General features: G+C 59.3%; 11 protein-coding genes and 1 tRNA gene. 5 read left to right on the top strand and 7 right to left on the bottom strand.

The genetic code is table 11. The annotated features are described in order from the left end of the window. Nucleotides 1-327: 327 nt before the first annotated feature. The 5 genes from RTI30_RS08640 to RTI30_RS08620 form a co-directional block, all read right to left on the bottom strand. A complete protein-coding gene (locus RTI30_RS08640; protein ID WP_312262965.1) occupies nucleotides 328-3393 on the bottom strand; it encodes an error-prone DNA polymerase in 3066 nt (1021 codons plus the stop codon). Continuing rightward, on the bottom strand, nucleotides 3377-4795 hold the full coding sequence (locus RTI30_RS08635) for a hypothetical protein (protein WP_312262966.1): 1419 nt from the start codon (nucleotides 4793-4795) through the stop codon (nucleotides 3377-3379). The genes RTI30_RS08640 and RTI30_RS08635 overlap by 17 nt, the downstream gene beginning before the upstream one ends. A 10-nt stretch (nucleotides 4796-4805) precedes the next feature. After that, complete coding sequence (gene imuA / locus RTI30_RS08630; protein WP_312262967.1) at nucleotides 4806-5429, bottom strand: translesion DNA synthesis-associated protein ImuA; 624 nt, start codon at nucleotides 5427-5429, stop codon at nucleotides 4806-4808. Continuing rightward, nucleotides 5429-6037 (bottom strand): transcriptional repressor LexA, encoded by a 609-nt coding sequence (lexA, locus tag RTI30_RS08625; RefSeq protein ID WP_312262978.1) that lies wholly within the window; start codon nucleotides 6035-6037, stop codon nucleotides 5429-5431. Before lexA ends, imuA begins: the two co-directional genes overlap by 1 nt. A gap of 75 nt (nucleotides 6038-6112) precedes the next feature. Beyond that, a complete protein-coding gene (locus RTI30_RS08620; RefSeq protein WP_312262968.1) occupies nucleotides 6113-6724 on the bottom strand; it encodes a trimeric intracellular cation channel family protein in 612 nt (203 codons plus the stop codon). 184 nt (nucleotides 6725-6908) lie between these two features. Here RTI30_RS08620 and RTI30_RS08615 point away from each other — a divergent pair, with 184 nt between their 5' ends. Beyond that, the gene (locus RTI30_RS08615; RefSeq protein WP_312262969.1) at nucleotides 6909-7649 is read left to right on the top strand and encodes an SDR family oxidoreductase; all 741 of its coding nucleotides are present in this window, start codon (nucleotides 6909-6911) and stop codon (nucleotides 7647-7649) included. A gap of 51 nt (nucleotides 7650-7700) precedes the next feature. Here RTI30_RS08615 and RTI30_RS08610 read toward each other — a convergent pair whose 3' ends face one another. Beyond that, nucleotides 7701-8246, bottom strand: coding sequence for a hypothetical protein (locus tag RTI30_RS08610; RefSeq protein ID WP_312262970.1), 546 nt, complete (start codon nucleotides 8244-8246; stop codon nucleotides 7701-7703). A gap of 130 nt (nucleotides 8247-8376) precedes the next feature. Here RTI30_RS08610 and RTI30_RS08605 point away from each other — a divergent pair, with 130 nt between their 5' ends. From RTI30_RS08605 to RTI30_RS08590, 4 genes are all read left to right on the top strand, one after another. Further along, nucleotides 8377-10143: an ABC transporter transmembrane domain-containing protein gene (locus tag RTI30_RS08605; RefSeq protein WP_312262971.1), complete on the top strand. Its 1767-nt coding sequence runs from the start codon at nucleotides 8377-8379 to the stop codon at nucleotides 10141-10143. Nucleotides 10144-10362: 219 nt separating this feature from the next. Continuing rightward, a complete protein-coding gene (locus RTI30_RS08600; protein ID WP_312262972.1) occupies nucleotides 10363-10635 on the top strand; it encodes a hypothetical protein in 273 nt (90 codons plus the stop codon). A gap of 112 nt (nucleotides 10636-10747) precedes the next feature. Further along, complete coding sequence (locus tag RTI30_RS08595) at nucleotides 10748-11143, top strand: tetratricopeptide repeat protein (protein ID WP_312262973.1); 396 nt, start codon at nucleotides 10748-10750, stop codon at nucleotides 11141-11143. Between the two features lie 51 nt (nucleotides 11144-11194). After that, a tRNA-Leu gene (locus RTI30_RS08590) sits at nucleotides 11195-11279 on the top strand. A 282-nt stretch (nucleotides 11280-11561) separates the two neighbouring features. Here the strand turns inward: RTI30_RS08590 and RTI30_RS08585 are convergent. Then, on the bottom strand, nucleotides 11562-12395 hold the full coding sequence (locus tag RTI30_RS08585) for a phosphate/phosphite/phosphonate ABC transporter substrate-binding protein (RefSeq protein ID WP_312262974.1): 834 nt from the start codon (nucleotides 12393-12395) through the stop codon (nucleotides 11562-11564). Between the last annotated feature and the right edge of the window lie 105 nt (nucleotides 12396-12500).

Below are 12500 nucleotides of genomic sequence, written 5' to 3'. Positions count from 1 at the left end.
TTTCTCTCATCCATGCTCAAGTGCTGATACTGGTTGCCCATTGTTCACCTCCAGTCTCCTTGGACCAAAGGTGTTGCACTTCATTTTTGAGCCGGCCAAGTCTCCCATACAGCAAATTCTTTTTTACCATTGCACAATAAATATGTGCTGTCAAACTTCTACTATTTTCGCAGTGAAAATCAGGATATGGATGTTCTTGGAAAATTACTATTATAAAGAAATGGTTTAGCCGTGATGTCATAATGTACCAATGCCATCTATACTACCAGAGCGCTTCCCGAGGTTCCTGCACGCCAGACCATCAAAAGAAAAAAATAGTATCATCCCTTAGCAAAAATCACGGGAATGCGTAGAAATTTTGGCTAGTTGTGGGCTGAGATCCTGTAGGTTCTCGACGATGATGTTGTGGACGTAGGGGCCGGTTTTTTCCAGGCGGCCCTGCACTGCCAGGGCGCGTCCTTGAAGAATGGCTTGGCGCCAAGACTCTACTCGTTGCGGCCAGATAATCAGATTGGCGCGGCCAGATTCATCTTCGATGGTCAAAAATACCGTGCCATGGGCGGTGCCCGGTCGTTGCCGATGGGTTACCAAGCCCGCCACTGCCGCCCAAGCGCCCGAGGGTTTACGCAAGGTCTCGGCAATGCTGGGGTAGCCTGCCTGGCGCAAACGATCCCGCAAAAAGGCCAGCGGATGTGGCCCCAAGCTCAGGCCCAGTTGCTGATAGTCCTCCCGACAGAGGCTAGCAGCCGAGGCCGGTGGCAATCCCGAGGGCCGCGCTGCTTTGGGCGGCAGGCCCAGGGCCGTCGGCTTCTGCAGGCTCAAAACCTGCCAAAGCGCCTCCCGACGCGAGCCTAGAAGATTATCGAAGGCGCCGGCACGCGCCAGTTTTTCGAGGCTTCCCCGTCCCACCCCGGCGTCCTGCAAGAGGCTTGCCGGCAGCAAAGCACCACCGCTTTCCCGCCAGGTCAAACAGCGTTCGCCATCCTCGCGCGGCAAACCCTTGACCAAATGCAGTCCAAGACGCACTCGCCGTCCTCGGGCTCGCGTTTCCCAGTGGCTGTAGCGTAGATCTACCGGCAGCACCTGCACCCCCTGGCGCTGCGCCTCTTGGACGATTTGCGCCGGGGCATAAAAGCCCATGGGCTGACTGTTGAGCAATGCAGCAGTGAACACGGCGGGATGATGACACTTGATCCATGCCGAGGCGTAGACCAAAAGCGCAAAACTGGCAGCATGGGATTCGGGAAAGCCGTACTCGGCAAAACCGCGAATCTGTTCGCAAAGCTGCTCGGCAAAGCCGGCATCGTAGCCGTGCGCCGCTAGGCCGGCGCGCAGCTGCTGCTCGTAGGGCCCCAAGTCCCCTTTACGGCGCCAAGCAGCCATCGCCCGCCGCAGGCCATCGGCCGCATCGCCATCGAAGCCCGCCGCCTCCATGGCAATCTGCATCACTTGCTCCTGAAAAATGGGTACCCCCAGGGTGCGCTCCAAGACCTTCTGCACCTCCGGCCCCGGATAGACAACGGCTTCCTCACCATTCCGGCGCCGCAGATAGGGATGCACCATGCCGCCCTGAATCGGCCCTGGTCGGATGATGGCCACCTCGATTACCAGATCATAAAAACAGCGCGGGCGCAGGCGCGGCAACATGCTCATCTGCGCTCGCGACTCCACCTGAAAGACCCCCAGACTCTCCCCGCGTTGCAACATGGCATACACGGCAGGGTCCTCGGCCGGGATGGCCGCCAGTTCCAGCCCCAAATCTTGTAAGGAGCGAGCCAGTGCGCTCAACATCCCCAAAGCAAGGAGATCGACCTTGAGAATGCCAAGGAGATCGAGATCATTCTTGTCCCACTGTAGCACCGTGCGCTGCAGCATGCGGGCGGGCTCGACGGGAATCAGGCGTGGGAGCGGATCCTCCATCAAGACCATTCCGCCCACATGTTGCGAAAGATGACGAGGAAGCCCTACCAAGGCATTGACGACAATGATCAATCGCTGCACCGCTGGGCTTTCGGGGTCAAAGCCTGCCGCCTGCAGACGTTCGGGTAGCACCCGCCGACCATCCCACCAGGCAAGCTGCCGGGTGAGCTGGTCCTGCTCATCGGTCGAAAAGCCCAGGGCACGGGCGGCATCGCGCATGGCACTGCGCGGCCGATAGTGGATGATGCTCGCCGTCAGGGCGGCATGGCGGCGACCATAGCGCGCGAATACGTACTGAATGACTTCCTCGCGCCGCTCGTGGGCAAAGTCGACGTCAATGTCTGGCGGTTCGCCGCGCTCCCGCGACAAAAAGCGAGAAAACAGGAGATGCGCACGACTCGGATCGACCTCGGTGATGCCCAAGGCAAAGCAGAGTACCGAGTTGGCCGCCGAACCGCGTCCCTGGCAGAGGATGCCGCGCCCGCGAGCAAAGCAGACGATGTCGTAAACCGTGAGAAAATAATTGGCATAGTCGAGTTCGGCAACGATGTGCAACTCCTCGGCAAGTTGCTTCTGCACCCGCTCGGGCGCCCCCGACGGATACCGTCGCCGCAGCCCTTCCTCCGCCTCGCGCTGCAGGAGTTCCTGGGGATGTCGATTCGCCGCGTTGCCTCCTTGTGGATAGCGAAAACGCAATTCGTCCAAAGAAAACCGACAGCGCTGGGCAACGCGCAGGGTTTCGTGGAGCAAGGCGGGCGGATACAGCTCGGACAGGCGCCGACGCGAACGCAGGTGTCGTTCGCCACTGCTCGGCAAGTCCCAGCCCAGTTCTGCCAGAGGCTTACCCAAACGGATGGCGGTGAGTACATCGAGGAGAAAGCGCTCGGAACGCCGCGCCAGCAAGACCCCTGTGCACGCCAGCGCCGCCAAGGGAAAACGCTCCTGCCAGCGCTGCAGGCCCTGCAAACGCTGCGCATGATCGCCGGTAGCGAGCAGGGCCACACCAAAGCGCAGGCGTTCGCTTCCCCAGGCTTGGCAGAGGGCATCGATGGCGGCGACTTGGGTTGCGGGTTCTTGGCGATAATCCGGCAAGAGGATGGCGAGCAAACCCGTAAGGGGTAGCAGGTCCGCCAACAAGGCTCGATAGGCCCCCTTCTCCGCCCGCCCCCTTGCCGCGGTAATCAGCTGCGTCAGGGCAGCATAGCCTTGGCGATTTTCGATGAGCAGAACCAGCTGCAGGCCTTCTTCGAGGTGTAGCTCACTGCCCAACAGTAGGGGTAGACCGATACTGCGGGCATGCACATGGGCGCGCGGAGCACTGTAGAGGCCGCATTCCTCGGTAATGGCCAGGGCGCTATAGCCTAGTTCCTTGGCCCGGTCGAGCAGCGTCTCGACACTAGCCGTGGCACGCAAAAAACTCAGATTGCTGAGGCAATGGAGCTCAGCGTAGAGCGGCTCAGGCGAAGTATCCATGCAAAAAGTAGCGTCCGGAGCGACAATCGCGAAATACCCAACATTGGGCACCATCCGCACGCCGCCAGCGGAAATAATCGCGGGCGATATCGTTACCATCCCACCAACCGCCCTCCACCCGCTCGCAGGTGCTAGGATCGAGTACGATCGCCAGGGAAGGAATGGCCTGTGCTTGGGGCAGGAGCCACAAGGGCCGAGGGCAGGAAAAAGCAGGCAGACTCGGGTTGGGAGCGCAATATTGCCCGCTGCTGTCCCGCTGCCAGGCGAGTTCGGGGCGATGCTCGGCCCGCAGACGGAGCTGATAGACATTTTCTGCCCCCAGCCGGGCTCGCCAAAGATCCAGCCAACGCCCTTGCCGATGAAGCAAACCCTGCTCCCAAAATGTCTGCTGTTCCCCACCCCAGTCTTGCGCCTCCAGGGCGCGCAACTGCAGCTGACGTGCCGCAAATTGCCAGGGTTGCCGCTGTAGGCGCTCCTGCCAGAGTTGCAGAAAAAAGTCGGCACTGGTGAGGGGATCACGACTTTGCAACAAGGCGCGATATTGCTCGTCGCGCCCTTGCAGGAGGAGTTCCCAACGCGAGCAGGCGCGCTGTTGCAAACGCAGACGCAACTCCTGGAAGGCCCGCCGCAGCGGAAAGCGCAGGCCCTGCCAATCGGTAACCTCCTGCAATAGAGGAAAGGAAACCAGCCATTCCTCCTGCCAAGGCCAGGCCGGCCGCGGATCCGGCCGAATACCGCGCAAGCGGTCGAAGAAGCTCTCCCAGTCGGCACCAAAGCGTAGCGCCCGTTCACGCCGGTCGAGGGCAGACCAATCCCGACAGCTACGCAGGCCCAAACTGTGCCAGCGCGCCAGGGAAGCGGCATTGGCGGGAAGCAGCGCCAAAGGGATTTGCTGCCAGCATTCGGTAAAATCGACGCCTGGAGGACAACGTGCCAGCGTCCCCGCCTGCCCCTGCCAAGCCAGCAAGGCCGCCGCCAGGGGCGTTGGCGCCAAGCCGAGCTGATAGCGCAGGTACTCGCCGGCAAAGTCCTGCAATGCCTGCAAGAGCCGCTGCGGATGCGTCTGCCAATGGCGGTTGCCGCGCAGCTCCACCGCCAGAACATGCGGCCATTCTTGCAGCGCCACCACCTTAGGCCCCCAGGCATACAAAAGCTGCGCACATCGATCGAGGAGATTGCTTTCCTGCTCGGGATCGCGCCGTACGGTTTGTAGCTCGGGGGCCAAAGCCCGCGCCTGAGCGGCACTCATGCCCAGCTGCACACCACGCCGCGCTGCCCCCACGTCCATTTGCCACACCCGCTGGCGAGCATCGGCAATCCATACCCCCGGCCAGCGCCCGTCCACATTCCAGAGCTCGGCCGCCAGAGCGGGAAAAACAACAGCCAGCCATTCCTCCCCCATGACATCCCACTCAGATGGCCAGCGGCAGCTCCAGATTGGCAGCTGCAGGCAGGCTCGCTCCCCGGCGTTTTTCTACCTGCATGCACACTTGCTCTCCCGCCGGTTGCAGACGCAGCCGTAGGGCGGCCGTGCTGCGCGCACTCTGGCGGTCGCGAAAGAAGAAGAATCCCATACAATTACCCGCCTCGGCGGCCAATTGCAGGCGTCGCTGCGTGCCCTCTTCCAATGCTGGCGGCCAGGCCAGCACAGCGCTGCACGTGCCAGAACGCAGGGCAGACTCTAGGGCCCAGAGCTGATCCTGTCGCTGCCGCGGATGGAGCACCAGCATGCGATCGAGACGAACCCCCGCTGCCGCAAGGGCGGGGGCGTAGGGAACATAGGGCGGCAAACACCAGAGCACCCAGCGCTTTTCTTGCTGACTGAGGGCGGCAATGGTGGGCAAGAGCAAACGCAGTTCGCCAATGCCTTCTACTTGGCTGTGGATTTCGGTGATCGCTCCCCGCGGCCAGCCGCCCAACAAGTCCCGGACATCCTCATGACCGGGGTCTTGCAACGGGCCTCTGGGCTGCTGTGCCTGGGCACGCCATAGGCGTTGGGGATAACGGGTCAACAGCTCTTCGACGGCGGTTTTCATCACAGACCTCCTAGGCGCAGCAAGCCCACCACCAAACCCTCCAGGCGGAGATCCTGCTTGCGCAAATCGACTACTATGGGAGAAAAATCCGGATTTTCCGGGAGCAAAAATACTTGGTGTCCTTCTTTACGCCAGCGCTTGACCGTGACTTCGCCATCCACCCGCGCCACTACCACCTGCCCGTTGTGCGCCTCGCTGCTGCGCTGCACGGCCAATAAATCACCATCGAGGATGCCGGCATCGCGCATACTCATACCCTGTACCCGCAACAGGTAATCGGCACCGGGAAAGAGCTGCGCATCTATGGGTAGGCGTCCTTCCTGCTGACTTTCTGCCAAAATCGGCTGCCCTGCCGGAACACGCCCAACCACCGGCAAGCCCATTTCCGCCACCAACTCGCTCATCAGGCGGATACCTCGTGCCCTACCCTCCTGCAACTGCAGGTACCCCTTGCGCGCCAGGGTACGTAGATGGCTCTCTGCGGCGTTGGGAGAGCGAAAGCGGAAAGCTTCCTGCAACTCGGCGCGGGTAGGCGGCATCCCCTGTTTGGCAATTTGCTCTTGAATCCACGTAAGAATTTGCTGCTGGCGACGAGTTAGGGCTTCCACAACCTGCATCTCCTGTTCCGTTAACTGTATTTTTATACAGTAAATGGAGCGAATGCAAGCCCCGTCTTCGCGACCTCAACGTGGGCGGGGCAGGGTCCAGTGGCGGTAGATCGCCAAACTGCGCAAGAGGAAGGTACAGCTAGCACCAAAGAGCAGACTGAGCCAGGAAGGCAAGTGCAACCAATCGCCACCAAGAAGCAGGACGGCACCAAGCAAGGCCGCCGAGGCGTAGATTTCGCCGCGCAGCACCACCGGCACTTGGGCACTCAACACATCGCGTACCATACCGCCGCCAATGCCGCTGATTACCCCCAAAATCACCGCCATTTCTGGAGCCAGTCCATAATCCAGGGCCTTTTGCGTGCCCGTTACCGCAAAGAGACCAAGGCCTGCGGCATCGAAGAGCAACACCGGATACTGCAACCGCTCAAAAACGCGATGAAAGAAAAACACCAACACCCCGGCTACCAGCGCCAGCGCAATACCGTGCCAATCTTGTATGGATTGCGGCGGGATGGCGCCAATGAGCAGGTCGCGCAAAATACCGCCGGAAACTGCCGTTACCACCGCCAGCACGAGGATTCCAAAGAGGTCCAGACCATTCCGCACGCCACGCATGGCGCCACTCACGGCAAAAACAAAAATCCCAATGAAATTGAAGATCTGGAAGAAGAGGGCAAAGTGCATGCGGCGCTTCGAGAAAGGAAAACGCGCATGGTAGCGCAAGCGCGTAGGCAGACAAAATCCTGCCCAGCAGCTCCGCTCTCACCACACTACGCAGCCACGCATCCGCCCACGGCTTTGCAGTGGCAAGACCACTGCACTACCCTAAGACCAAGCACTTTCGTGGCGACCAAGGAGTATATGCTGCATGGAGACGAGGCAAAAAACTGCTGTGGTAACTGGGGCATCTTCCGGCATTGGCGCCGCCACCGTGCAGCACCTGAGCGAAGCCGGCTACCACGTCTTTCTCGGCGCGCGCCGCCTGGAGCGTCTCGAAGAGCTTGCTCAGCGCTACGGCGGCACCGCCCTCCCCCTCGACGTGACCCAGAGCGACTCGGTAGCTGCCTTTGCCGCGCAAATCCCAGGCCCCGTCGACGTGTTGGTGAACAATGCCGGCGGCGCCCTCGGCAAGGAAGCGTTGGTGGAATTTGACGAGGAGCACTGGCTGCAGATGTACCAGAGCAATGTTCTCGGGCTGGCGCGGGTTACTCGCGCCCTCTGGCCGCAGCTGCAGCAATCCAGCGCCGCTACCGTCATCAATATCGGCTCCGTGGCCGGCGAGGAGACCTACCCCGGCGGTGCCGGCTACACCGCCTGCAAGCACGCCGTCCGCGCCCTCAGCGAAACCATGCGCCTGGAGTGGCTGGGACGCCCCATTCGCGTTACCGAAATCGATCCCGGATTAGTAGAAACAGAGTTCTCATTGGTGCGTTTTGCCGGCGATGCCAAGGCCGCAAAGACCGTCTACGCAGGAATGACGCCTCTGCGTGCCGAAGACATCGCCGAGGCCATCCGCTGGGTGCTCAGCCTACCGGAGCATGTCAATATCGACCGCCTCGTCATCAAACCCCGGGACCAGGCACGGGTCGACAAGGTCGTGCGCCGCTAAAACACAACGGCGCCCCGCAGGACGCCGTCTGGACCAAAACCCCGCCAGGAATCAGAGCGGAATCTTTGGATTGGCGGGGGCAGCCGCGGGATGCTCAGGCTGCTGCCAGTGCACCTGATACATTCCCTGCTGCCAAGGCGCCACCCCCGCGGGCTGGGCCGGACGCTGCGGTACCGCCGCCGGCAGCGACGGCAAAGAAATTACTGGGAAAAACACCTGCAAGGGTGACTGCGCCATAGGCATCCCGGGCATGGCAAAAGCGGTCTGCATCATTTGCTGCATCATTGCCATTTGCCGATCCATGGCCACCTGCATTGCCTGCATCTGTGCCAAGTTCTGCTGCATCAGGGCCTGCGCTTGGGCGGCATCGAGGGGACGATAGGCAACATTCGCCTGGGGGCCGCTGCCGTAGCTCACCGTTTCGATATGAATGACACCGCCCGGAATGTGAATGGTCTTCTGTTCCACATGCGCTGGTACTTGCTGCCCATTGATCAACACAAAAGGCGAAGCCAAGGCGGCGCCACTCAAGGCAACGCTCGCCAGTACGCCCGCCAGAATACCAGTCTTCATCCAAGTTGCAGTCTTCTTTTGCATACAAAGCTCTCCAACGAATCCAACCCATACCAAGTATCCCTAAGACCAAGACTCGCCGCCACGAGTTCCCGATTTCACCCCACCTGCAGCAGCGGCTATGATGGCGCTCTCAACGCGCTTTGGAGCAGCAATGGCCGCCAACCCTTGGCAACGTCCCACCAGCAAAAACTGGCATGCCTTGGCCGCCCTACTGCCCTTTCTGCGCCTACACGCCTGGATGCTATTGCTGTATTTCTTGGCGCTGCTGCTCAGCGCCGCCGGTACCCTGGCCCTCCCCCAGGGTGCCCGCTATTTATTGGACCACGGCTTTCACAACGCCCGCCTCTTGCTCCTGGCTAGTGTCGGCCTGCTTCTGCTCGGCATCTTCACCACCGCCGCCCGCGCCGCCCGCGAGGCCCTCGCCACCTGGATTGGGCAAAAGGTAGTTGCCGACCTGCGCGCCAAGGTCTTTGCCCACGCCCTGCATCTACCGGCCCTATTCTACGAGAAATTCCGCACCGGCGAAGTCATCTCGCGGCTGAGCAGCGACGTCACCATTCTCCGCTTCGGTCTTGCCGGGGTACTCGGTGGCGCCTTGCAACATGGGCTGACCCTGATTGGATCGTTGATTTTGATGCTGGTAACCGCCCCACTCCTGGTTCTGCCTGTGGTCATCGTCGTACCGCCCCTGCTCTGGATCAACCTGCGCTCGGGACGCCTGCAGCGCCGGTACAGCCGCAACGAGCAAGACTACCTCGCCGATCTCTCCTCTCATACCGAAGAGAGCATCAATGCCATCCGCACCGTGCAGGCCCTCACCCGCGAAAGTGCTGCCAACGACACCTATCAAGAAGGCATCGAAGGCGTTCTCGACCAAGTACGCGGGCGCATTCGGGTGCAGGCCTGGGCCTCGCTGCTCAGCGGTTTCCTGATCTTTCTTCTCCTCGCCGGCATGCTCTACCTCGGCGGCTGGCGCATCCTGCATCATCGTTCCAGCATAGGCGACCTCAGCGCCTTCCTCATCTACGCCCTCTTTGCTACTTCTGCCCTCTCCTCTCTGGGTAGTCTTTGGGGCCAGCTCGGCCGCCTTTTGGGCGCCATCGAACGCTTGCTCGCCCTTCTCGAGCAAGAACCGGAAGAGGCACCGGACAGCCCAACAGCTCCCCTACCCGCCGCCAGCACTGCTGCCAGTCTGCGCTTTGAACGGGTATTCTTTGCCTACCCTAGCCGCAGTGACATCCCCACCCTCGAAGACATCGACCTCGATATTGCCGCCGGTGAGCACCTCGCCCTGGTGGGGGCATCGGGCGCCGGCAAAAGCACTATCTTCGACCTACTATTACGCCATTACGCCCCCAGCCAAGGGCGCATCCTCCTAGACGGGCAAGACATCGCCAGCCTGCGGGTACACGACCTGCGCCAGCAGATCGCCATCGTCCCCCAACATCCGGCCATCTTTTCCCTGAGCGTGGCCGACAATATTCTCCTGGCCCGGCCCGGCGCCTCCGAGGCTGCCCTACGCGCGGCCATGCGCGCCGCACGGGTCGATGAGTTTGTTGAAGGGCTGCCCGACGGCATCCACACCCATGTTGGCGAAAAGGGCATTACCCTATCCGGCGGGCAGCGACAACGACTGGCCATTGCCCGCGCCCTGCTGCGCGATCCGCGGATTCTGATTCTCGATGAGGCCACCAGCGCCCTCGACGCCGAAAATGAGCGCTTGATTCAAGAAGCCCTGGCGGAGCTCATCCGCGGCCGCACCACCCTGGTCGCCGCGCACCGCCTGGCGACCATTCGCGATGCCGATCGCATCGTGGTGCTCGAATCTGGCCGCATTACCGCTACGGGCACCCACGCCGAGCTTCTGCAGCGCTCGCCGGTCTACCGGCGCTTCGCCAGCCTACAGTCTCTAGATTAACGTCTCCAGCATGCTCGTCGCTATCTGACAACAATATTACAGTATGTTTTCATAGAGTTAGTACTTTGCCATGGATTGCGTCGGGCAACCCCAACAGCAACGACCTCCGGTTTTGGGGAAGAATCTAGCAACGCTATATATTTCATAGGCTTGCAACATTGGCACATACCTTGCTTTACAGCAAGCGCAGTTCAACATCACTTTTTGAGGAGACAACCCATGTCTGTGAAAACTTCCGCTATCGTTGTTGCTTTGGCTTCCCTCTTTGCCGTTTCCAGCTCTTTTGCTGCTACCACCACTGCCGCCCCGGAAAAGCCGGCTGCCAAGGCCGAGATGCACAAGGCTCCAATGAAGAAGGCCCCCGAGCACAAGGCCATGCACAAGATGGAACACAAGAAGATGGAGCATAAGAAAATCGAGCACAAGAAGATGGAAAAGAAGGCTCCGATGAAGAAGGAAATGGCCACGAAGGCTGAAGCCAAGAAGAGCTAAGACAAAGCTCTGTAGCGTCGTGCAAGGGGCCTTCTGGCCCCTTGTTCGTTTTTGGAACTCCGCAGATCTGTAGTAGTCTTATACAACATCGAAACACGGACAGCTCGTTCCCATGACCACAAAGATTGCCCCGCTACTCCTCGCCCTCAGCGTATCGATTGTCGCCCCCCTCAGCGGCTTTGCCGCAGACCAAATCAGCAGTGCCAAAATTGCCGAACTACAGCGCTCGGCCAAGCTCGGCGATGGACCCTCGCAGTACGAGCTCGGTCTTGCCTATGCCGCTGGTGATGGCGTCAAACAAAATCTCCCGCTTGCGGCCTATTGGTGGCAGAAAGCCGCCGAAAATCTCGATGCCGCCGCGCAGCTGCAACTCGGCACCGCCTACGCCCACGGCTGGGGGGTACCCAAAAATATGGACCGCGCCATCTACTGGTGGCAAAAAGCCGCCCAAGATGGCGACCGTGCCGTTGCCGAGCAAGCCCGCCTCCTCCTCGACAAAGCCGCCTGAACCCCGCACCCGAGGACAAGGCCAGCAAGCGCTGGTATACTCGCCCCACCTGCCCAAGTGGCGAAATCGGTAGACGCAAGGGACTTAAAATCCCTCGGCTTATGCCGTGCCGGTTCGAGTCCGGCCTTGGGCACCAATTGGCTAGTAAAGTCAGATACGGAAATGAGATGAAACGGGATCTCACATCCATCTTTCGCACATAGCCATTCTCATATCGCTCGCCACTGTCCGGCCAACGCATGTAGTGCGAGCTCAAAATCAAGATGGAAATATTTCCCAAACGCGCCTACTCACAACATCAGCCCTCTACGTTTGGGAGGACTGGAGCGCTTGTTGATTCCTTACAGCACAATAGCGAACCACGAAAAAACCTTAGCGGCGCGGCCCGAAGTCTTCCAGAGCTTGTATAGGCACGGTGCTAGTCTTCATCTTTACGCGCAATGAGAAACTTAGAATCATCGACATCTAGCGTCGACGTCTTGCCAATATCAAGGGCTTCGTGTCCCGTAATGTACTCGTCGGCAAGCGCGCTTAAACACTCCGTCTCTTCAAGGGTAACTGGTTCGAAACCTGTAAAACCGATTTCTGCAAGAATCGACTTACCTTGTTTATCTTGGTGCATATCGCGGAGGACCGCAATAAAATCGTCGCGGCGTGCTAGAAGCGCTGGCGAAATACACAAAGCATGAAAGGCAAACCCATCGTCCGACTCAGCAAGGATACGCAACGACTGCCGAATAATTGGCGTCGTCGAAGCGTATACCTCGTTAAAAACAAAGCCAACGTCAACTTCCTTACGTAGCAGCGCCTTGATAACAGTTTGATAGCTTCCAGTATAGACAAACTGCAAACGAGCACGATCGATAGCAAGTTTATCGAGCAAAAATAGACCGACCATGTGCACCAAAGTTTCTTGACTTGCAGAGGCAATACGAATCGGATCATCTTGCTCACCCTCAAGCGGGTTGGCACGCTCTGATTGCGTACAGAGGAAAACCTCATCAAAGTGATCGCGAGGTTTGACCAAAGGTATATAGCCCAATTTTTGGACGTACCGAACCCAATCGAAAGGGTTGGCATAAATGATGTCTATACGACGCTCGAAAACAGAAGATCTACATGTCTCGATATCCAGGAAAGGAGTGAATCGAATGGGCAGGTCAAGCTTCTTCTGCAGATAATTGTTGAATAAAAACCAAGCTGGCAAATTTTTTCCAGTATAGTTTGGATCTGCAGAAAAAAGGTGCGGCATAATAGAAGTCCGATCAAATTTCAAAATCGACGGGTATTTCGCCGAGTATATTCAAATGAATCTCAAAAGGTTTGCTGTATTTCAGGGCAGTCATCAGTGACCCCT

Origin of the sequence: Candidatus Igneacidithiobacillus taiwanensis (assembly GCF_031962545.1) — a bacterium.
Taxonomy (GTDB): Bacteria; Pseudomonadota; Gammaproteobacteria; order Acidithiobacillales; family Acidithiobacillaceae; genus Igneacidithiobacillus; species Igneacidithiobacillus taiwanensis.
Note: the sequence above shows the minus strand (reverse complement) of the source record. Positions and strands in the feature narration are given on the sequence as shown.